18 protein-coding genes and 1 pseudogene are annotated in these 21,151 nt (G+C 68.8%); 5 read left to right on the top strand and 14 right to left on the bottom strand.

Annotation, left to right across the window (positions count from 1 at the left end):
- Nucleotides 1–3 precede the first annotated feature (3 nt).
- On the top strand, nucleotides 4–675 hold the full coding sequence (locus BO996_RS05030) for an OmpW/AlkL family protein (protein ID WP_013804492.1): 672 nt from the start codon (nucleotides 4–6) through the stop codon (nucleotides 673–675).
- Between the two features lie 64 nt (nucleotides 676–739).
- Here BO996_RS05030 and BO996_RS05035 read toward each other — a convergent pair whose 3' ends face one another.
- Nucleotides 740–2,278 carry a CoA-acylating methylmalonate-semialdehyde dehydrogenase gene (locus BO996_RS05035; RefSeq protein WP_034389893.1) on the bottom strand — a complete coding sequence of 513 codons (1,539 nt, stop codon included), beginning with the start codon at nucleotides 2,276–2,278 and terminating at the stop codon, nucleotides 740–742.
- Between the two features lie 82 nt (nucleotides 2,279–2,360).
- Between BO996_RS05035 and BO996_RS05040 the strand changes: the two genes are divergently transcribed.
- Nucleotides 2,361–3,323 carry a LysR family transcriptional regulator gene (locus BO996_RS05040; RefSeq protein WP_071957027.1) on the top strand — a complete coding sequence of 321 codons (963 nt, stop codon included), beginning with the start codon at nucleotides 2,361–2,363 and terminating at the stop codon, nucleotides 3,321–3,323.
- A 10-nt stretch (nucleotides 3,324–3,333) separates the two neighbouring features.
- Here the strand turns inward: BO996_RS05040 and BO996_RS05045 are convergent, their stop codons facing one another.
- From BO996_RS05045 to BO996_RS05060, 4 genes are read right to left on the bottom strand one after another with little or no spacing between them, the layout of a single operon-like run.
- Complete coding sequence (locus BO996_RS05045) at nucleotides 3,334–4,314, bottom strand: Bug family tripartite tricarboxylate transporter substrate binding protein (protein ID WP_071954177.1); 981 nt, start codon at nucleotides 4,312–4,314, stop codon at nucleotides 3,334–3,336.
- Between the two features lie 42 nt (nucleotides 4,315–4,356).
- A complete protein-coding gene (locus BO996_RS05050) occupies nucleotides 4,357–5,376 on the bottom strand; it encodes a Bug family tripartite tricarboxylate transporter substrate binding protein (RefSeq protein ID WP_012202915.1) in 1,020 nt (339 codons plus the stop codon).
- A 44-nt stretch (nucleotides 5,377–5,420) separates the two neighbouring features.
- Nucleotides 5,421–6,224: a 5-deoxy-glucuronate isomerase gene (gene iolB / locus BO996_RS05055; protein ID WP_071954178.1), complete on the bottom strand. Its 804-nt coding sequence runs from the start codon at nucleotides 6,222–6,224 to the stop codon at nucleotides 5,421–5,423.
- Entirely contained in the window at nucleotides 6,221–8,194 is a 1,974-nt protein-coding gene (locus BO996_RS05060) for a bifunctional 5-dehydro-2-deoxygluconokinase/5-dehydro-2-deoxyphosphogluconate aldolase (protein ID WP_071954179.1), read from the bottom strand. The genes iolB and BO996_RS05060 overlap by 4 nt, the downstream gene beginning before the upstream one ends.
- A 100-nt stretch (nucleotides 8,195–8,294) precedes the next feature.
- On the opposite strand from BO996_RS05060, the gene BO996_RS05065 reads away from it, so the two are divergent.
- On the top strand, nucleotides 8,295–9,191 hold the full coding sequence (locus tag BO996_RS05065) for a MurR/RpiR family transcriptional regulator (protein ID WP_071954180.1): 897 nt from the start codon (nucleotides 8,295–8,297) through the stop codon (nucleotides 9,189–9,191).
- A 15-nt stretch (nucleotides 9,192–9,206) separates the two neighbouring features.
- Here the strand turns inward: BO996_RS05065 and BO996_RS05070 are convergent, their stop codons facing one another.
- From BO996_RS05070 to BO996_RS30025, 6 genes and pseudogenes are all read right to left on the bottom strand, one after another.
- Nucleotides 9,207–10,205, bottom strand: coding sequence for an L-threonylcarbamoyladenylate synthase (locus BO996_RS05070; RefSeq protein ID WP_071954181.1), 999 nt, complete (start codon nucleotides 10,203–10,205; stop codon nucleotides 9,207–9,209).
- A gap of 11 nt (nucleotides 10,206–10,216) precedes the next feature.
- Nucleotides 10,217–11,380, bottom strand: coding sequence for a 5-(carboxyamino)imidazole ribonucleotide synthase (locus BO996_RS05075; protein ID WP_071954182.1), 1,164 nt, complete (start codon nucleotides 11,378–11,380; stop codon nucleotides 10,217–10,219).
- On the bottom strand, nucleotides 11,377–11,874 hold the full coding sequence (purE, locus tag BO996_RS05080) for a 5-(carboxyamino)imidazole ribonucleotide mutase (protein ID WP_012202922.1): 498 nt from the start codon (nucleotides 11,872–11,874) through the stop codon (nucleotides 11,377–11,379). Before purE ends, BO996_RS05075 begins: the two co-directional genes overlap by 4 nt.
- Before the next feature lie 83 nt (nucleotides 11,875–11,957).
- A complete protein-coding gene (locus BO996_RS05085) occupies nucleotides 11,958–13,346 on the bottom strand; it encodes a hypothetical protein (RefSeq protein ID WP_071954183.1) in 1,389 nt (462 codons plus the stop codon).
- Complete coding sequence (locus tag BO996_RS30020; RefSeq protein ID WP_442856964.1) at nucleotides 13,343–13,909, bottom strand: AAA family ATPase; 567 nt, start codon at nucleotides 13,907–13,909, stop codon at nucleotides 13,343–13,345. Before BO996_RS30020 ends, BO996_RS05085 begins: the two co-directional genes overlap by 4 nt.
- A pseudogene (locus BO996_RS30025) lies at nucleotides 13,910–14,263 on the bottom strand (ATP-binding cassette domain-containing protein); the annotation flags it as partial.
- 341 nt (nucleotides 14,264–14,604) lie between these two features.
- On the opposite strand from BO996_RS30025, the gene trxA reads away from it, so the two are divergent.
- A complete protein-coding gene (trxA, locus tag BO996_RS05095; RefSeq protein ID WP_012202925.1) occupies nucleotides 14,605–15,561 on the top strand; it encodes a thioredoxin in 957 nt (318 codons plus the stop codon).
- Nucleotides 15,562–15,625: 64 nt separating this feature from the next.
- Here trxA and BO996_RS05100 read toward each other — a convergent pair whose 3' ends face one another.
- Nucleotides 15,626–16,432, bottom strand: coding sequence for an aminotransferase class IV family protein (locus BO996_RS05100; protein WP_071957028.1), 807 nt, complete (start codon nucleotides 16,430–16,432; stop codon nucleotides 15,626–15,628).
- Between the two features lie 96 nt (nucleotides 16,433–16,528).
- Here BO996_RS05100 and BO996_RS05105 point away from each other — a divergent pair, with 96 nt between their 5' ends.
- Entirely contained in the window at nucleotides 16,529–17,464 is a 936-nt protein-coding gene (locus BO996_RS05105; RefSeq protein ID WP_071954185.1) for a LysR substrate-binding domain-containing protein, read from the top strand.
- 9 nt (nucleotides 17,465–17,473) lie between these two features.
- Here the strand turns inward: BO996_RS05105 and BO996_RS05110 are convergent, their stop codons facing one another.
- Together BO996_RS05110 and BO996_RS05115 are read right to left on the bottom strand one after the other, a co-directional pair.
- Nucleotides 17,474–19,489 (bottom strand): J domain-containing protein, encoded by a 2,016-nt coding sequence (locus BO996_RS05110; protein ID WP_442856946.1) that lies wholly within the window; start codon nucleotides 19,487–19,489, stop codon nucleotides 17,474–17,476.
- The gene (locus BO996_RS05115; protein ID WP_071954187.1) at nucleotides 19,432–21,132 is read right to left on the bottom strand and encodes a molecular chaperone HscC; all 1,701 of its coding nucleotides are present in this window, start codon (nucleotides 21,130–21,132) and stop codon (nucleotides 19,432–19,434) included. The genes BO996_RS05110 and BO996_RS05115 overlap by 58 nt, the downstream gene beginning before the upstream one ends.
- Between the last annotated feature and the right edge of the window lie 19 nt (nucleotides 21,133–21,151).

The following is a 21,151-nucleotide window of genomic DNA, read 5'->3' on the forward strand; positions in this document are numbered from 1 at the left end:
TCCATGAAGACATTCCTGCGTATCACCGCCGCCGTGGCCATGGCCACGGCCTGCATGGCCGCCACCGCCCAGTCCGCCGGCACCTGGAGCGTGCGCCTGGGCGCCACGCGCATCGATCCCCAGACCAGCAGCGGCTGGCTGAGCACGCCCAGCTTCCCCGACACCCGCGTGGACGTGAAGGCCAACAGCCAGCTCACGGGCGGCGTGACCTACATGGTCACCAACAACTGGGCCATCGATGTGCCCATGGGCCTGCCGTTCAAGCATGACTTCGTGGGCGATGGCGCCATCTCCGGCACGGGCAAGCTCGGCCGCACCAAGGTGCTGCCCGCCACCGTGTTCGCGCAGTACCGCTTCGGCGAGGCCAACTCCGCCTTCCGCCCCTACCTGGGCCTGGGCGTGACCTATGCCAAGTTCTTCGGCGAGCGCACCACGGCCTCCCTCAACGGCCTGACCGGCGGCACGCTGGCCAACCCCACCACGGCCTCGGTGGACAGCAAGTGGGGCCTGACGCCCCAGATCGGCTTCGTCTACAACTTCAACGAGCGCTGGTTCCTGGACGTGGCCTACTACAAGAGCTTCCTGAAGACCACGGCACACCTGTCCTCGGGCCAGAGCGTGTCGCTCAAGCTCAACCCCAACGTCTACGCCATCGGCATCGGATACCGCTTCTGACAGGTCGCAGTCCCCAAAGAAAAACCAGCCCGCGGGCTGGTTTTTTCATGGAGCAGGCCTGCGCCTACTTGGCCGTGGGCATGACGAATTCCGCGCCCTTGGGCGTGCTCTCGGGCCAGCGCTGCATGATGCTCTTTTGGCGGGTATAAAAGCGCACGCCTTCCTCGCCGTAGGCATGCATGTCGCCGAACAGGCTGCGCTTCCAGCCGCCAAAGCCGTGCCAGGCCATGGGAACGGGAATCGGCACGTTGATGCCGACCATGCCGACCTCGATGCGGCGGCCGAACTCGCGCGCCACATTGCCGTCGCGTGTGAAGCAGGCCACGCCGTTGCCGAACTCATGGTCGTTGACCAGCTGCACGGCCTCGGCGAAGTCCTTGGCGCGCACCACGGCCAGCACGGGGCCGAAGATCTCTTCCTTGTAGATGCGCATGTCGGGCGTGACATGGTCGAACAGCGTGCCGCCCAGCCAGAAGCCGCCCGAGGTGTCGGTGCCCGTGGCGGCGCCAGCCGCCTTGCCGTCGAAGCCCCGGCCATCGACCAGCAGCTGCGCGCCTTCCTTGACGCCCAGGTCGATGTAGCCGCTGATGCGCTCGTGTGCGGCGCGCGTCACGATGGGGCCCATTTCCGCAGCCAGGTCCTCGCCGTCCAGCACCTTCAGGGCCTTGGTGCGCTCGATCAGGCGCGGCAGCAGCTGGTCGGCCACATCGCCCACGAGCACGGCCACGCTGATGGCCATGCAGCGCTCGCCGGCCGAGCCGTAGCCGGCGCCGATCAGTGCGTCCACGGCCTGCTCGATATCGGCGTCGGGCATGACCACCATGTGGTTCTTGGCGCCGCCCAGGGCCTGCACGCGCTTGCCGTGGCGGGCCCCCGTCTCATAGATGTAGTTGGCAATCGGCGTGGAGCCGACAAAGCTCACGGCCTTCACCTGGGGATGCTCGATCAGCGCATCCACGGCTTCCTTGTCGCCCTGGACCACGTTGAACACGCCGTCGGGCAGGCCGGCCTGCTTGAGCAGGTCGGCGATCAGCAGCGAGGGCGTGGGATCGATGGGGCTGGGCTTGAGCACGAAGGTGTTGCCCGCCGCAATGGCTACCGGGAACATCCACATCGGCACCATCACGGGGAAGTTGAACGGCGTCACGCCCGCCACCACGCCCAGCGGCTGGCGCAGCGTCCAGTTGTCGATGCCGGTGGAGACCTGGTCGGTGAAATCGCCCTTGAGCAGTTGCGGAATGCCGCAGGCGAACTCCACGATGTCGATGCCGCGGCTGACCTCGCCCTGCGCATCGGTGAAGACCTTGCCGTGCTCGGCCGTGATGGCGTGGGCCAGTTCGTCCTTGTGCTGGTTGAGCAGTTCGAGGAAGCGGAACATCACGCGCGCCCGGCGCAGCGGCGGCGTGTCGGCCCACTTGGGGAAGGCCGCCTGGGCGGCCGCCACGGCGGCATCGACATCGGCGCGCGAGGCCAGGGCCACGCGGCCCGTGACCTGGCCAGTGGCCGGGTTGGTCACGTCCTGCTCGCGGCCGCTGGCACCTGCCGTGCGCTGGCCGTTGACGTAGTGGACGATGGAAGCGAAGGAGGTGTTTGCGGTGTTCATGCCGGCCAGTCTAGGAGTGCGCCTTCGGCCTGCCTAGGCGCTGCGCTTGAATTGATTGTTCATTTTGCTGAACAATCCCTGCATGGCAAATGAAAAACCCGATACCAAGGCCGAGGCCTTGTGGAGCCACCTGCACTGGCTGGTCGTGCTGGAGCAGCAAGGCAGCTTCACCTCGGCCGCCGCGCGCCTGGGCGTGAGCAAGGCGGCCATGAGCCAGCGCGTGGCCGAGCTGGAGCGCGCGGCCGGCGTGGCCCTGGTCACACGCACCACGCGCAGCGTGCGCCTGACCGAAGCGGGGCAGCGCCTGGTGGACGAGACGCGCGGCGCCTTCGAGCACATCGCCGACAGCTTTGCGGGCGTGCGCGACCTGGCGGCCGAGCCGCGCGGCCTGCTGCGCGTGACCGCGCCCGTGGCCTTCTCGCGTCAGCAGCTCATGCCCCGGCTGCCGGCCTTCCTGCGTGCCCATCCGCAGATCCGGCTGGAGCTGGACCTGTCTGACCACCTGCGCTCGCTGGCGATGGAGGGCTTCGACATCGCCGTGCGCCATGCCTCCACCCCGCCCGAAACCCATGTGGCCTGGGCGCTGGCGCCCACGCGCTCGCTGCTGGTGGCCAGCACGGACTACCTGGCCGCGCACGGCACCCCGACCACCCCGCAGGACCTGGCCGCGCACCAGTGCCTGCACTACCCGCGCACCCAGGGCGCCATGGCCTGGAGCTTCGTGCCCGCCGATGCCGGTGCGGACGCCGGTGCAGACGCAGCACGCACCGTCGTGCCCGTGGCCGGCGGCTTTGCCGCCAACAACAGCGAAATGCTGCGCGACGCCGCCATGGCAGGCCTGGGCATCGCCCTGGTGCCCGACTTCAGCGCCCAGTCGGGCCTGGCCTCCGGCCACCTGCGCGAGGTCCTGCCCGGCTGGCGGCCCGTCGATGCCTTCGGCGAACACCTGTTCGCGATACGCCCCTACGCCAGCCACGTGCCGCGCGCGGTGGCGGTGTTCGTGGAGTTCCTGCGGGCGTCGTTTGCGGCGGGGTTCATTCGGTGAGGGCGAGCCCTCAGGCCTTGATCCCCAGCTTGTCCACCAATTGCTTGAACACCGCGTTGTCGCGGTCGATCACGGCCTTGAATTCGGGCTGGTCCAGGTAGCCCTCGCCCATGTTCTGCTTGGCCATGGTTTCGCGCAGGACGGGGTCCTTGAGGGTCAGGGCCATGGCCTTGCGCAGGGTCTGGACCACGGCGTCGGGCGTGTTGCGGGGCACGGCCAGGCCGCGCCAGCCGCCGATGAGCAGATCGATGCCGCGCTCCTTGAGCGTGGGCACGGCTTCCCAGCCGGCCTGTATGCGCTGCTCGGCCATGATGGCCAGCGGGCGGATCTTGCCGGCCGCCACATAGGTGGCCACCTCCACGGGTGTGACGGCCACGGCCTCGATGTGGCCGCCCAGCAGGTCGAGCACGGCAGGGTTGGCGCCACGGTAGGGCGCGTGGTTGAACTTCACGCCCGCCTTGTCCTGCAGCGCGGCGGCGGCCAGGTGGCCCAGCGAGCCCGGGCCGGCATTGCCGATGCGCACGGCGGCCTCGTCCTTGCGCGCGGCGGCAATCAGTTCCTCGATGCTGCGATAGGGCGAGTCGGCACGCACGGCGATGGTGGCGGGGTCGGCGTTCAGGCGGGCCACGGGCAGCAGGGCGTCGGAGCTGATCTTGGTCAGCCCCATGTGCGGGATCATGGTCAGCTCGACGGTGATGATGCCGATCTTGTAGCCGTCCGGCCGGGCATTGGCCAGCTCGGTCCAGCCCACGGCGCCGCTGGCGCCTGCGCGGTTGAGCACGATCAGGTCCTGCGGCAGGTGCTTGCGCGCCACCTCGGCCAGCGCGCGTGCCAGCACGTCGGTGCCGCCGCCAGCGGCAAAGGGCACGATGAGTTCAATGGGGCGCTGGGGCCAGGCGCCGGCCGGTGCCTGCGCCATGGCGGGCAGGACCGGCGTTGCGGCCAGGGCGGCCAGCGAGTGGATGAATTGGCGGCGGGATGCGAGGGTCATGGCTTGTCTCCGGGATCTTTTTTATGTGGCGATGTCTGCGCTTCAATCCATTTTGATGTTGGCGGCCTTGATCACGCCGCTCCACAGCGCCTGTTCCGAGCGCACGAAGCCTGCGAACTGCTGCGGCGTCATCTCCATGGGCTGTATGCCGATCTCTTCGAGCTTGGCACGCGTTTCGGGGTGGCGCAGGGCGGTGGCCAGGCTTTTGTTCAGGCGCTCGGTGAGCGCGGGGCTCAGGTGGGCAGGGCCGACGAAACCCTGCCAGGCATAGGCTTCGAAGCCGGGCACGCCGGCTTCGGCCATGGTGGGCACGTCGGGCAGGATGGGCAGGCGCTGGGGCGTGGCCACGGCCAGCACGCGCAGCTTGCCCGCGCGGATGGCCGAGATGCTGGGCGGCAGGTCCACGAACATGGACTGGATCTGTCCCGCCATGAGGTCCTGCAGCGCCGGGGCCGAGCCCTTGTAGGCCACGTGCAGGATCTGGGTGCCCGTGCGCTGCTTGAACAGTTCCAGCGCCACGTGCAGCGGCGAGCCCGGCCCCGACGAGGCCGAGGAGATGCCGCCCGGCTCCTTGCGCGCCATCGCCAGGAATTCCTGCACGTTCTTCGCAGGGAAGGACGGATGCACGGCCAGCACCAGCGGCATGCGGCCCAGTCCGCCGATGTAGCTGAAGTCCTTGCCCGCGTCATAGCTCAGGCGCGCATACATGGCGGGGTTGAAGGCCAGCGTGCCCGAGTCGGCCGTTCCCAGCGTGTAGCCATCGGCCGGGGCGCGTGCGATCAGCGTGGCGCCGATGATGCTGGCCGCGCCGGGACGGTTGTCCACCACCACGGGCTGGCCCAGGTCCTTGCCCATCTGCACGGCCAGCTGGCGCGCGATCACGTCGGTGGTGCCGCCCGGTGCGTAGGGCACCACCCATTTGACGGGCTGGGTGGGCCAGGCTGGCGCACTCTGGGAGGATGGGGCTGGGGCGGATTGCGCCTGGGCGGTGCCCATGCCCAGCGTCAGCAGGGCGCAGGAAAGCCAGGCCTGGCGGTGCAGGGCCATTGGGTTGAACAGCATTTTTTGTCTCCGGTGGTTTTTATGGGTGTCTGTTGCGCCGTGCGTCAGCGCGGCCGCAGCATCCATTCGTGCGCGGGGTCGTTGCGGAAGGCCCAGCGCCGCTCGGGCCCGGCCATGGTGTTGAGGTAGTAGAGGTCGTAGCCGTGCGGGGCCACGCAGGGGTGGTAGCCGCGCGGCACCATCACGGTGTCGCGGTGCTCCACCGCCATGGCTTCGTCGATGCTGCGGTCATCGGTGTAGACGCGCTGGAAGGCAAAGCCCTGGCTGGGGTTGAGCAGGTGGAAGTAGGTCTCCTCCAGCACGGTCTCGGCGTCCGGCGCGGCGGGGTCGGCGCTGTCGTGCTTGTGCGGCGGATAGCTGGACGAGTTGCCTGCGGGCGTGATGACCTCGACCACCAGCAGGGACTCGGCCGCCTCGGTCTCGGGCAGGATGTCGCAGACATGGCGCGTGTTGCTGCCCTGGCCGCGCACGCTGCGGCGCATGCTTTCGGGCGCGATCACGCGCGTGGCGTGGCGGCCCGTGGCGGGTGCGGCGCTCAAGGCAACGTCGGCCGGGCCGCGCGCCGTGATGCGCAGGCTTTGGCCGGGCGGCACGTAGACGGCCGTGGGCGCACCCTCCTCGAACACGCTGGCGCGGCTGCCCAGGGCGCTGAACGCCTGGCTGCCGACCTGCACATCCACCTGGCCGGTGAGCACGGAGATGCAGTATTCGAGCGGGCCGGTGGACAGTGCCTCCACCTCGCCCGCCTGCAGCCTCAGGGCCTTGAAGTGGATGTGCTTCCAGCCCGCACTGGCGGGCGTGATGTCGGTGACGATGCGGCCGGGCGCGGCCTTGACGAGAAGACTCATGCTGCGGCTCCTTCGGTGATGTCCTGGCGCGCGGCCACGCGGCTGGCATCCCAGCCCGCGATCAGCGCGCGGAAGTTGGCGGCGACGGCATCGCGCAGCGCGGCGTCGTCCAGCTCGTTGCGCAGCCACTGCAGCGCGGGCCCGGCCCAGACGCTGCGGCCGATCATGAAACCCTTGACCACGGGCGCCCGCGCCTGGGCAAAGCCCTGCACCAGTTGCTCCACGGGCTGGGACAGGCCCAGGATCACGGCGCCCCGGCACCAGGGATCGCGTTCGTTCACCAGGGCGTCCAGCGCCTCCCAGTTCTCGCGCGCCATGGTGCCGACCTTCCACCATTCGGGCTTGAGGCCCAGGTCGTAGAAATGGCGTATGGCGCGCAGCACGGCCTCGCCCCGGTCGTCGGGCGCCAGCGTGTCCTTTGGCGGGATCACTTCCAGCAGCAATTCATGGCCGCTGGCGCGCGTGGCGGTCCAGACCTGCTGCAGCCAGGCATCCTGCTCGGCGCGCAGTGCGGGCGTGTCGTCGGGGTGGTAGAAGACCAGGCATTTGACGGTATGGCTTTGCGGCCAGTGCAGCAGCTCGGAAGCCAGCGAGTCCGTGCCGTCAAAGCGCAGTGGGCGCGAGCCCGGCAGCTCGATGGGCCGGCCGATCCACCAGCCGCGTCCCGTGGCGTCGTGCAGCGCGGCCTCGCCCAGGTGATGGCGGCCGTCGATCAGCACGCCCATGCGGCCCGCATTGCCCGGATCGCGCTCGACCTGGGCGACCACCTCGTTGATCAGCCGCTTGAGCGGGCGCAGCCGCGCGGGCGCTGCGCCGGCCTCGCGCGCCAGATCGTCGAACTGGCTGCGGTGGTCATAGGCCAGCACGCACAGCGCGGGCCACTGCGGCCGCGCGCGGCTGACGCGGTGCAGGTGGGACAGCTCGGGGTCCTGGTCGGGACGCGGATGGCGGTGGCCCGAGAACCAGTGCGCCAGCTCGGCCTGCGTGGGCATGGCCGGCGCGCAGCCATGGCGCGAGACCACGATGGCGCCGCAGGCGTTGGCAATCGCCGCAGATTCCTCCAGGCTCTTGCCGCGCAGCAGCCCGGACAGCAGGCCCGAGGCAAAGGCATCGCCCGCGCCCAGCACATTGAGCACCTCCACGCGCTCGCCCAGCACCGTGGGCGCATCGGCGATCGCATCGGGCACCTCGCCCTCGATCAGCGAGCAGCCCAGCGGCCCGCGCTTGACCACGAAAACGGCGCGGCTGCATTCGCGCACGCGGCGCAGGCTGGCGATCAGGTCGCCCTCCACGCCGCCGGCGATCAGCCATTCCTCTTCGGTGCCGATGATGAGTTCGAACTGGCCCAGCTCGGCCTGCAGCCTGCGGCTGACCTCGGCGCTGGCCACATAGCGCGTCTCGCCGTCGCCCCGTCCGGCCAGGCCCCACAGCACGGGCCGGTAGTCGATGTCCAGCACGCGCACCAGGCCGTGGCGGCCTGCCATCTCCAGTGCCTTGCGGCTGGCGGCCAGCACGCCGGGTGCGCTCAGGTGGGTGCCGGTGATGGCCAGGCAGCGGCAGCGGGCCAGGAACGTCTCGCTGATGGCCTCGGCGTCCAGGGCCATGTCGGCGCAGTTTTCGCGGGCGAAGAGCAGGGGGAAGGTCTCCTGGTCCTTGATGCCCAGCAGCACCATGCCGGTCAGGCGCTGGGCATCGACCTGCACCTGGCTGGTGTCGCAGCCCTCGCGGCGCAGCGTCTCGACCAGGAAGCGGCCATTTTGTTCATCGCCCACGCGCGAAATCATGGCCGAGCGCAGCCCCAGGCGCGCCGTGCCGAAAGCCATGTTGCCCGAGGAGCCGCCCAGGTACTTGGCAAAGCTGCTGGCCTCCTCCAGGCTGCAGCCGATCTGCTGCGCGTAAAGGTCCACGGCCAGTCGGCCCAGGCAGGCCACGTCCAGCGGCCGGTCGGAGGGAAAGTTCAGCATGCTCATCGTCATAGGCCTGTGCGTTGCGGACACCCGCGTGCGGGCCTGTCCATAATCGTTGCGTGCATGCGATCATAGATCGAAATAGAAAAAGTTTTCCATATATATGAAAAATAGAAAAACCCTTGGCGATGCAGGCGCCCCTTCGCTGGCCGGCCCCTACGCCGACCGCGCCGCCTTCCTCACCGTGCTGCGCGAAGGCTTCGAGGCCCTGAGCCGCCAGCTCAAGGCCATCGGCCGCCATGTGGAAATGCAGGGCGATCGCCTGGCCTTCGACGGCATCCAGGCCACGGCCGAGCAATGTGGCGTGCAGCCTTCGGCCGTGGTGCGCTTTGCCAAGCATTTCGGGTTCTCGGGGTACTCGGAACTGCAGGCGCTGTTCCGCGCCGATGCGGCGCGCCAGCTCTCGGCCCAGCATGACTACCAGGACCGCATCCGGGGCCTGATCGCCTCGGGCAACGAGCCACGCAGCAGCGCGCGCCTGGCGCACGAGGTCATCGAAGGCAGCATCGAAAGCCTGCAGGCCCTGCAGCGCGGCCTGCCGCCCGAGCAGTTCGAGGCGGCAGTGAACCTCATGCTGGATGCCCCCTCGCTGTGGCTGGCCGCCTCGCGCCGCGCCTTCCCCGTGGGCGCCTACCTGGCCTATGCGCTGCAGCACACCGAAAAGCCCGTGCACTGGCTGCACGGCCTGGGCGCCATGCAAAAGGGCGAGCTGCGCGCGCTGGCGCCCGGCGACGTGATGCTGGCCGTCTCCTTCGAGCCCTATGCGCCCGAAACGCTGGAAATGGTGGACGCGGCCCTGGCACGCGGCGCGCGCCTGCTGGCGCTGACCGACAGCCAGCTCAGCCCCCTGGCATCCCGCGCCACCGTCACCCTGCTCGCCCAGGACGCAGCCACCTTCGGCTTTCGCTCCCTGACCAGCACGCTGACCCTGGCGCAGTCGCTGTTCCTGGCGCTGGCCTACCGGATGGAGCTGGCGTACGAGCCGTCCCGCAAGCCCTAGAAGAGGGTGCTGGTGTTATCCGGCCGCCGCCGCGCGCAGCAGCCGGTCGCGCACGCCTTCCCAGTCCGGCGTGTCGGGCGGGGTCTCGATCCAGATCAGCCTGGCGCCGACTTCATCGAAGTCGCGCAGGGCGCCGAACAGCTCGCGCGCGGTGGCGGCGGCGTCGGCGGGCATGGCGCGCAGCGTGACGGCGCGCGAGGCGGTGCGCAGCGGTGTGCGGTGGTAGACGGCCAGGTTCCTGGCGTCGGCGCCCAGCACGTCCAGCCCGGCCTGCAGCTGCTTTGCGTCCATGAGGCGCACCTGGGCGTTGGGCGCGTAGTGGGCCAGCAGGGTGCCGGAGGCGCGTGGCGTGTTTTCCTGCAGCTCTTCCTTGGACAGGGGGCGCTGGCCGCAGGCGCGCTCGATATCGTCGCGCGTGATGGCGCCGGGGCGCAGCAGCACGGGCACGCCGCGCGTGCAGTCCACGATGGTCGATTCAATCCCCACTTCGCAGGCGCCGCCGTCCAGCACCAGCAGCGTGTCGCCGAACTCGCCGGCCACATGGGCCGCCGTGGTGGGGCTGACGCGGCCGAACTTGTTGGCGCTGGGCGCCGACACGCCCCAGACGGGCGGCTGCAGTCGCTGGCAGGCGGCCAGCACGGCATGGGCGACGGGGTGGGAGGGGCAGCGCAGGCCCACGCTGTCCTGGCCGCCGGTCGAGGCCCGGGCGGCCTGGGGCAGGCGCGGCAGGATCAGGGTCAGCGGGCCGGGCCAGAAGGCGTCGATCAGCTGCTGCGCGAACAGCGGCACTTCACGCGCATAGCGCGTGATGGCGCCGCTGTCGGCCACATGCACGATGAGCGGGTGATTGGGCGGCCTGCCCTTGGCGGTGAAGATCTGCGCGACGGCCGCGTCGTTGTCGGCATCGGCCGCGAGGCCGTAGACGGTTTCCGTGGGCAGGCCCAGCAGTTCGCCGCGCTGCAGCGCCTGTGCGGCGGCCTGGACAGAGGCCGCCAACGTTCCATCGAGAATCATCGCGCGGGCCTTCAGAACGGCTCTATACCCAGGATGGCAGCGGCCTGCAGGGCGGTGGAGCGCACAGCCTCGGGCGTGGGTCCGGTGACGTTCAGGTGGCCCATCTTGCGGCCGCGCTTGGCGTCGTGCTTGCCGTACAGGTGCAGGTGGCAGCCGGGCAGGGCCAGGACCTGGTCCCAGGCCGGCGCCTTGGCCTGTTCGCCGTCCTTGAACCACAGGTCCCCCAGCAGGTTCAGCATGATGGACGGGCTGTGCTGGCGCGGCTGCGTCAGCGGCAGGCCGGTCATGCAGCGCACCTGCAGCTCGAACTGCGAGACATCGCAGGCGTTCTGGCTGTAGTGGCCGCTGTTGTGCGGGCGCGGCGCGATCTCGTTGACCACGAGCATGCCGTCCTGCAGCACGAAGAATTCGACGCAGAGAACGCCCACGTAGTCCAGGCCATCGGCCACGGAACGTGCGGCGGCCAGCGCCTGCTCGACCTGGGCCTGCGGCAGGTTGCCTTCGTAGACTTCGGTGACGGAGAGGATGCCTTCGCGATGCAGGTTGCGCTGCACGGGCAGGTTGACCATGGAGCCGTCACGGCCGCGCGCCACGATGACCGAGCATTCATGGGCCAGCGGCAGCATTTTTTCCAGCACGCAGGCCACGCGGCCCAGTTGCTCCCAGGCGATGGCCAGCTCGGCGGCGTTCTTCACGCGCACCTGGCCCTTGCCGTCGTAGCCCATGCGGGCGGTCTTGAGGATGCCGGGCAGCAGGCTGGCGTGCACGGCCGCCAGCTGGGCCGGCGTCTCGATCACCGCGTAGGGCGCGCAGGGCACGCCGCAGCGCACGAAGTGGGCCTTCTCCTGGGCGCGGTCCTGGGCGATGGCCACGGACGAGCCGGCCGGCGAGACCGGCCGCTGGGCGGCCAGCAGGTTCAGCGCCGCGGCGGGCACGTTCTCGAATTCGGTGGTGACGGCGGCCGACAGGCGCGCCAGTTCGGCCAGGCCCTGCGGGTCTTCGTAGCCGGTGCGTATGTGGTGGTGGCTGACCAGGCCCGCGGGGCTGGTCGGGTCGGCGTCGAGCACGGCCGTGAAATAGCCCATGGCCTGGGCCGATTGCACGAACATGCGGCCCAGTTGGCCGCCACCCAGCACGCCCAGCGTGGCGCCCGGCAGGATCACATCTGCGCTCATACGGCCACCGGAGGAAGCGTCATCGCGCGCGCTGCGGCGGTCTGCTCGGCGCGGAAGGCTTCGAGCCTGGTGCGCAGGGCCGGGTCCTCATTGGCCAGCAGGGCCACGGCGAACAGGGCCGCATTGGCCGCACCGGCCGCGCCGATGGCAAAGGTGGCCACGGGCACGCCCTTGGGCATCTGCACGATGGAGTGCAGCGAGTCCACGCCCTGCAGGTGGCGGCTGGCCACGGGCACGCCGAGCACGGGCACCACGGTCTTGGCGGCAATCATGCCGGGCAGGTGGGCAGCGCCCCCCGCACCCGCGATGATGGCCTTCAGGCCACGGCCGGCAGCGGCCTCGGCGTAGGCGAACATGTCGTCGGGCATGCGGTGGGCCGAGACGACCTGGGCTTCATGGGCGATGCCAAATTGCTGAAGAATGGCAACTGCGTGCTGCATGGTCTCCCAGTCGCTGCTGGAGCCCATGACCACACCGATCTGGATGGAGTTCATGTCGTGAGGGCGCCTGCGGCCCGGCCTAGTGGAACCCGCGATTTTACTTTTTTAGTCCTAATTCGCGTAATCCATGCGCCAAATCACCGCACAGCCGTGTGCTGCTCGCGCGCAAAACCCAGCACGCGCTGGCGAAACACATGGGCCAGCCAGGCCAGGGCCAGCCCCACCTGCAAGGCCAGCGACAGCCACATTCCACTGGTGACGGGCTTTGTCAGGCCGGCTGCCAGCGGCTGGGCCAGCACGGCGGCATCGGCCCCGGCCAGGCCAAAGGCCAGCAGCGGCAGCACGATGTTGACCAGCAGCCAGGTGACGGCAAACGCGGCCAGCGGCGACTTGATGCGCCCGGCCAGCAGGGAAAAGCCCGTGGCCAGCGCGGCATCGCGCAGCAACTGCGCCGTGGCCAGCGCCGCCAGTTGGGCCGCGCCCGGCACGAGGGGCTGGCCGCCCGCGGGCCACAGCAGCCACAGCGCGCAGGCCAGCACGGCCAGCAGCCAGCTCACGGGCCACAGCGGCAGCGCTTCGAGCGCGCCACGCCAGCGCCCCTGCAGCACGCACCACTGCACCTGGCGCCAGCTGCGCAGGCCCTCGTCCATGCCGTGCAGGCAGACATAGGCCGTGCCCGCCAGCGCCAGCCCGGTGGTCCAAGCGAAGAAAGAGGCCGGACCGGGGCCCTGCAACTGCATTGCATCGAGGTGCATGCCTCCAAAGGCCAGGCCCGCCACGCACAGGCCCAGCGGCCAGGCCCAGGGCAGGGTGCGCACATCCAGCCGCGTGCACAGCAGCCGCCACAGGGCCAGCAGGCCCAGCCCCAGCGCGATGGCTCCGAACAGGTAGATGGCGCCGCGCCCGTGCAGCGGCACGGACCACCACAGCACAGGGCGGCCTTCTTCGCGGCCCAGCTGCTCGGTCAGCCGGCCCAGGATGGGGCCGGGCAGCACCATCACGAACAGCAGCGGCACGAGCACGAAGCGGATGCGGCGCGCGGGTTGCTCCTTCGGTCCCCAGCCCATGAGCACGGAGTGCATGCTCCAGGCCTGCAGGGCCAGGCCCCACAGCACGGCCTGCAGCACGGCGTGCACGCCCCAGGCCAGCCCGCCCGGCTGGCCCGCCGAGGTGGCCAGCACGGCCAGCGCGCACCACAGCATGTACAGCCAGGCCGCCAGCGGGGCGCCCAGCAGCTTGCCCCAGGCCATCTGCCAGGGCGTCAGGGCCGACAGGCGCTGCCAGTCCCAGGTGTGCTGGTGCGCCTCTTCGTTGAGGCCGCGGCCGGCCAGCACGCTGCCCAGGCCGGCCGCGGCGATCCACATGCCGATCAGGGCGGCGACCAGCAGGGCATGCAGGCGGTCTTCGGGCTGGACCAGGACCATTGGCGTGGCCAGCAGCAAGGCGGTGAGCAGCAGGCTCCAGCCCAGTTGGGCGGGCCGCCAGTTGAGCCAGAGCTGGCGCTGGAATTCGGGGTTGTGCGTCATGGCTGCTCCGCAGGGCTGAGGGGGGCTGCGGCCTGCAGGCCGCGTGCGTAGCGGTCCTGCAGGCGCTCGCGCACAGGCGCCAGGCTGGCCACGGGCAGGCCGGCGCCAACCAGGCGTGCCAGCAGGTCGGCGCGTTCGCGCGGCAGGGCGGGCAGCCACAGCTGCAGATGCACCAGGCCCTGGTCATCGGGCGGCGGCACAGGGGTGTCGGGAAGGACTAGATGCAGTTGCCGTGCCAGCGACCCGGCCGAGGCACCCGGGGGCGGTGCCAGCTCCAGCGCGTACAGCGCCAGCGGCACATCGCCGCCGGCGGCCGGCGCCTGAATGCCGCCATGCAGGGCCTCGTGGCTTTCCACGCGGCCGCCGCGCAGGCTCAGGATGTGGGTGCAGTACTCGTCGAGTTCGCTGAGGATGTGGCTGGAGACGATCAGGGTCATGCCCTGGGCCTGCAGCGCCCGCATCAACTGGGACAGGCTGGCGCGGGCCTCGGGGTCCAGGCCGCTGGCCGGCTCGTCCAGCAGCAGCACGCGCGGCTGGTGGACGATGGCCTGGCCGATGGCCACGCGCTGGCGCTGGCCGCGAGACAGCTCGGTGGGCAGGCGCTCCAGCAGATCGGCCAGGCCCAGCTGCCCAGCCACGTGCGCCACGCGCTGCGGCGCCTCGGACGGGGGCACGCCCATGGACAGGGCCGCGTACTGCAGGCAGCGCCGCACGCTCAGGCGGTCATAGAGGCCGAAGAAATCCGACAGATAGCCCAGGTGCCGGTGCACTTCGCGGGGCTGCTCCTGCACGGCAATGCCATGCACCTCGACCTGGCCCGACAGCGGCTGGTCCAGCCCAGCGATGCAGCGCATCAGCGTGGATTTGCCGGCGCCGTTGGGCCCCACCAGGGCCGTGACGGTGCCTGCGGCGATATGGACGCTGACGCCATCGAGCGCGCGGTGGCCGGGGTACTCGAACACCAGCTGCGAAACCTTGATCAAGGCGAGCCCTCCCTCATTGCGTTGATGGCAGGCCGCAATGGCGGCACAGCGCGCCAATATAGCCCAGCGCTGCCGCGCCGCGCCCTCGGCCGGGCGGCTTGAAATGCGCGCAGCCTGCTCCCATCTGGGGTGGCTGCCGCCCATGGCGTTCACGCCCTGGGCCTTGGAATTGCTGGAGAATCACACGGTCCGCATCGGAGGCATTCGGCCGCCGAACTCCGAACCGCCACAGTCCGCGCGCCCTGGCCGCGCGCCTTGCCACAGGGTCTGATCACATGATTGATGTCACCATTGAGAATTTCGAAGCCGAAGTCGTCGCCGCCTCCATGCAGGTGCCGGTGCTCGTCGACTTCTGGGCGCCCTGGTGCGGCCCGTGCAAGACGCTGGGCCCCATCCTGGAAAAGCTCGAAGTGGCCTACGAGGGCCGCTTCAAGCTGGTCAAGATCGACTCCGACCAGGAGCAGCAACTGGCCGGCATGTTCGGCATCCGCTCCATCCCGACCTGCATTCTGATGATGGGCGGCCGCCCCGTGGACGGCTTCATGGGCGCGCAGCCCGAAGGCAAGCTGCGCGAGTTCCTCGACAAGCACCTGCCCTCCGAAGGCGAGCTGGCCGCCGAGGCCGAAGCCGACGAGGCCCACCAGTTGCTGGAAGCCGGCGACACCCAGGCCGCCCTGCAAAAGCTGGCCGACGCCCTGGCCGCCGACCCGGCCAACGACGATGCGCGCTTCGACTACGTGCGCCTGCTGATCGCCACGGGCGGCTACGAAGAGGCCGGCGCCCTGCTGGCCGAGCCGCTCAAGCGCATTCCCCAGGCCACGCGCTTCGAGGCGCTCAACCAGTGGCTGCAATGCATGCTGTTCGTGCACAACGACGAGCGTGGCAACTGGGAGTTTGCGCAGTTCGACGCCGTCATCGCGCAGAACAAGCGCGACTTCGACACCCGCTTCGGCAAGGCCCGGGCCCTGGCCGCCGAAGGCCAATGGGCAGCCAGCATGGACGAACTGCTGGAAATCATCATGCGCGACAAGGATTGGAACGGCCAGGCCGCGCGCAAGCTCTACGTGGGCATCCTGGAGCTGCTCACGCCCCCGAAGCCCAAGAAGCAGGACGCCATCCCCGGCAAGAGCAGCGGCGGCATCGAGCTGCTGGGCAAGGCTGGCGCCGAGCAGGACGAAGCCACGCAACTGGTCAACAGCTACCGCCGCAAGCTCAGCATGGCGCTGAACTGAGACCGGCGCTGCACGGGTGAAGAGACGGGGGAGCCTTGCGGCTCCCTTTTTTCATGGCGAGGGCTCAGGGCGCAACCGGTTCCTCGGCCGCATGCGCGCGGTGCAGCAACTGCACGAAGCCGGGCGCATCGGGCAGATGCACATCGGCCAGGCGCCTGACCGGAATGCCCGGGGACCACGAATTCATCACCACGGCGCCGGCCAGGGATGGCAGGTCGGCCCGGGTCAGCACGGCCTGGCGCTGCGCCACGCCCAGGCGCTGCAACTGGCGCCGCAGCATGGACTCGGTCGTGCCCGGCAGCACCTGGGCGCGCGGCCAGACCACGGCATCTCCATCCCAGAAGGCCAGGTTCCAGATGGTGGCCTCGCCAATGCGGCCGTGGCGGTCGGCAAAGGCGGCGTCGTCAAAGCCCTGGGCCACGGCGCGGCGCAGCAGATGGGTCTTGGCCACCTCGCCCACATGCTTGAGGTGGGGCAGCATGCGCTCATGCTCGAACAGCGCCAGGCTCAAGGGCCCGGCGGGGCCCGAGGCGGGTGCCGAGGTGCGCACCAGCATGCGCGGCCGCGCATCGGCGGCCGTGAATTCCCCGGCAGGCGAGTACACCGTGGCGGTCAGCGACACATCCTGCGGACCACCGGCAAGCGCCGCCCGCAGCTGCGCCTGGACATGGTCATCGGACAAGGCCTGGCCGTACAGCTCCAGCGAGGCCTGGCGCATGCGCTGCAGATGCAGGTCCAGCCCGCGCAGCCTGCCGCCGCGCACCTGCATGGCCGTGAAATGGGCATGGCCGGCAAAGGCCAGGGCGGCGAGTTCGGCCGCCGTAGCGGGCTGCCCATCGATAAGGCTGGTGAAGAAAGAGGCGGTTTCCATGGATTCATCCATCAAGTTTTCTTGATTTTTCAATGGCGGTCCCAAAAGAGGAAGCAAGTAGTATTCGGGGATTCATCAAGAAAAATTTGAAGATCCATGCGCCAGCTTCCACCCGGCACGCGCGCCCTGCGCAGCTTCGAGGCTGCAGGGCGCCACCTGAACTTCACGCGCGCGGCCGACGAACTGGGGCTGACCCCGGCGGCGGTCAGCCACCAGATCAAGGAGATGGAGGAACAGCTGGGCCTCGTCCTCTTCACGCGCAACAGCCGCAGCATGCAGCTCACGCCCGCAGGCAGCGTGCTGCTGGAGGCCACGGCCGAGGCGCTGGGCCTGCTGCGGCGCGCCACCGGCCGGGCGCGCCAGCTGGCCCGGGGCGAGACGCGGCTGCGCCTGTCGCTGGGCGCGCGCTTTGCCACGCAGTGGCTGCTGCCCCGGCTGCCGCGTTTTCGCGCCGCGCATCCGCAGATCGAACTGAGCTTCGACATCTGCGACGAGGTGCGCGACTTCGACGCCGATGACATCGACGCCGCCATCCGCTTCGGCACCGGCCGTGATCCGCACACCCTGGCGGTGCGCCTGTTCGATGCCAGGGTGATCCCCGTCTGCAGCCCGGCCCTGCTGCAGTCCGGCCCGCCGCTGGCCCGGCCCGTTGATCTGCTGGCGCACACGCTGTGCCATGTCGATTGCCGGGTGGACGGCCAGGTCTGGCCGAACTGGCCGATGTGGATGGCGGCGGCCGGCGTGGAGGGCCTGGACGCAGGCCGCTGCATCGCCTTCACCGACTCCAGCCACGTCGTGCAGGCCGTGCTGGACGGCGGCGCCGTGGGCCTGGTCGAGCAGGACCTGGTGGCCGAAGACCTGGCCCGTGGCCGCCTGGTGCGCCTGTTCGACATCACCGTGGGCCTGGGCCCGGCCTACGCCTACCACCTGCTCTACCCCCGGCGCAGCCAGGGCCAGCCGGCCATCGAGGCGCTGCGTGTGTGGGTGCTGCAGGAGGCCGGGCTGGCAGGAGACGGGCTGCTGCCCGCCTGAGCCTGCGATTCAGGTGTTCGCAGGCTTGATCCTCTGGAACTGGAACCAGCCCTGGTTGAGAAACACGGGCAGCAGCGGCACCAGATAAAAGACGATGGCGTCCAGGAATGGTGACCCCGCGGCCTCCTTCTGCGTCGCACCGCCAAGGAGTGCGTGGATCGCAGCGGGATCGCGCCAGTACATCCCGGCCCAGATCAGCCACAGGCCCAGCATCGCCAAGCCGAGCCAGCCGCGCCAGGCGGACTTCGGCTGGTCGGGTATCAGGGCGGACGCTGCGTTGTCGAAGCAGAGACTGCTGAACAGGGATACAGCGGCCATGGCACAGGCCGTCAGAGGGATCTGCCACGCACGATATTCGGGGACGATGGCCACCATCGACATGCAAAGTACAGCAGCCAAGAAATGGGGGGATTGTTCCGAGCCCAGCACCATCAGCCGGTAGGGCAGTGCGATTGTGCGGCGCAGCAATGCCAGCGAGAGTACGAGTATTTCCTGCAGGCTCGAACTGCGCCGCTGCTGCTTGCGCAGAACGACCGACTGCCTGAATCCATGCCATGCCTGCTCCATGCGGTCACCGTGCAGCGTGTACGCGATGGCACAGACCAGAAACCAGGTCGCGCCGGCCAGGGCTCCGGTCCAGGGCATGCCCTTGAACCATGGCAGGGCCTGCACGGCCAGGGCGCACCACAGCAGCAGAGGCGGCAAGGCCCTGCCAGCCGGGCTGGCGGGCAGCAGCGCCAGCCAGTAGGCAACCAGCACCAGCATCACGGCCACGAAGAGCAGCGACGTGCTGTCCACCGAGGTGAAGAGCACGGGCCACATGCGGGCCTCCCAGATGCCGAAAATGGCCGTCGCCGTCACCATGAGCGCCACGGCAGTCCAGACCATCGCCAGCATCCTGTTGCGGCTGAGCCCCCCCTTCCACAGTGCCGCGTGCTGGGCGTGCTTGACGTGCAGCACCCCGCGATAGGCGTAGCCGGCCATCACGAACGTGCCATACCCGATAAGGAGCACCGCCATGAGTCGGACCCACCAGGGCTCATGGGCATATTCGCCCCAGGACATCAGCACGGACGAGAGAAAGACCACCAGGGCAGTCCGGAAGGCGCAGCCTATTTCCATGGCGTGGTCGGCAAGTGAATGCAGCGGCGGCTTCGGGACGCCGAGCGCATAGCGCTGCCCCGGGCTGAGTTCGTTCCACAGGCGGGCAAGCCGGCTGGGGGCGAGCATCGCCAGCAGGTAGATGCGCCACTTTGCAAGCTGCTGCACCAGTTGCCCGAACAGCGCGATTTGGCCGTAGTACTGCCTGAAGGCAGGATCGGGGTAGAAACGGGATTCCAGTTGGTCCAGTTGCTCTCGCAAGGCGGTGGCGCGGGCATGCCCCATCCATTGCCAGGCGCGGAAATCCGTCTCCCAGGCGAAATACTCGGACAGGGCGCGCGCAAATGCCGGCGGAAGCTCGGGCACCTCGATCACCAACTGCGCAAACCAGTTGCAGGCGTCAGGACGCTGTGACAGGGGCAGCTTGTCCAGTTCCCGCCGCAGATTGGGCCAGCCGTTCAGCAGTGCATCAGGCCCTGCCTGTTTGAGGTAGTTGAGCGTTTCGTGCGCCAGATCCCTGGGCGGGATGAAGGCGGCTTCCTGTGCCTGGGGTTCTGCTGCGTCCGTGTTGCCGGGCAGAGGCTGAGTCCCGGGGCCCGGCACCGGCTCCGACAGCGGTGCAGGCTCCTGTTCCTGCTGCGCAGGCTTGGCACTGGATACCTGCTCGACCGCAGCCGTGCTCGGCATCTGCGGATCGCCCGTGGCCGGTCGCCTGGCGTGCTGCAGGGCCAGGTCATAGGCCTCGCGCAGTGATTGATAGGCGGCCGCATCGTCATCGGGCCGCGTGTGCTTGAGCCTGGCTGCGTAGGCCTTCTTGATGGCCGGCAGGTCGGTCGTGGCTTCAATGCCCAGTACTTGCCAGAAGCTCATAGCACGAAGCCCTTGTCGATGCTGTCCAGGTACTTCCTGAACTCGCCGCGCCACTGGCGGATCTGCTGCTCGTCCTGGCTGTCGAGAATGGCTTCGAAACGCGCCAGCGCGTGACCTATGTCCTGTCGCGCAGGGCCCAGCCTGTCTTCGTACAGCCGCTTGGCCCGGGCGACCAGATAAGCGTTTTCCTGTTTGTCGCGCGGATGGATCTTGAGTGCGCGCAGCTTGAGCAGGGCCTCCTGGATCTGCTCGTCGCTCAGGACATGATCGCTGCGCTTGATCAGCGTGCTGGTGGTCTGGCCGGTTGCCGGAATATGCCCTTCCACTTCGAGCAGACCATTGACGTCATAGGTGAAGCGGATATTGATGCTGATCTCGCCGCGTCCCTTCGCCGGTATCTCGACTTCCAGGTCGCCGAGTTTCAGGTTCTCGCTGCCCATGGGTGACTCGCCCTGGCGCACGTCGATGACGATGCGCGTCTGTCCATCCTGAACGGTGCTGTAGGTCTGGACACGCGATACCGGCACCGGCGTATTGCGTTCGATGATGGGTGAAAAGCGGTCGCTGTAATGCCGTCCATCGATATTTTCCGAACTCACGACTCCCAGCGAATAAGGCATCACATCGGTCAACACGATTTCGCTGAGTGCGGCATTGCGTGATTTGAGGCCGGCCTGAATGGCTGCGCCGTGCGCAATCGTTTCATCGGGATGGATGGTGCGCAGCGGCAGTCGGCCGAACAGGCGCGTGACCAACTGGCGGACCATGGGCATGCGGCTGGCGCCCCCGACCAGTACCACTTCGTCCAGATTGGCAATGTCCAATTGCGCATCGAGCATGGCGCGTTCCAGCGGCCTGCGCAGTCGCTGCAGCAGGTCTGCGCAGCGGTTTTCATAGTCGACACGGCTGAGCGTCAATGCATGCGGCGTCTCCTGGTAGGTAAACCGCATTTCAGTGGACTCGCTCTCGCTGAGGTCGCGTTTGGCCTGTTCGGCGGCATGCCAGAGCCCCCCGTCCGAAGACAGGGTCTCCCGCGGAACGCTGCGCAGGGCAGGCGTCTGCTCAATGAACCAATCGACCAATACCTGCGCGAAGTCCTCGCCGCCCAGGCGCGTGTCCCCGGCGCTGGCGCGCACTTCCACCACGCCTTCGAAGTACTCGAGCACGGAAACGTCAAAGGTGCCGCCGCCCAGATCGAACACCAGAAAGGTCGAGTGATCCGGCCTTTCCTGCAGGCCATAGGCGAGGCCGGCTGCCGTGGGCTCGTTGAGCAGCCGTTCCACCTTGATACCTGCCAATTGGCCAGCCGCCTGCGTGGCTTTGCGCTGCACATCGTTGAAATAGGCCGGCACGGTAATGACTGCCTCGGTCACGGGTTCGCCCAGATAGGCTTGCGCATCCGCCACCAGTGCGCCAATGACCAGCGCGCTCAATTCCTCGGCGCGCAGACGCTTGGGGCCCAGCACAACCGTGTGGTCCGTGCCCATCCAGCGTTTAAACGCCATGGCCGATTGTTGGGGATGCGTGGCAACACGTTCCCGGGCTGCCAGGCCCACCAGAATGGCACCATCGTCCGAAATGCTGATGGCCGACGGAGTCAGGAAATGGCCCAGCGAATTGGGTATGAGTTCGGTCTTGCCATCGCGATAAATGCTGATCAGGCTATTGGTGGTGCCCAGATCGATTCCAACTAGCATTGCGCTCCCTCTCAATGAT

This window comes from Delftia sp. HK171, assembly GCF_001886655.1.
GTDB lineage: Bacteria > Pseudomonadota > Gammaproteobacteria > Burkholderiales > Burkholderiaceae_C > Comamonas > Comamonas acidovorans.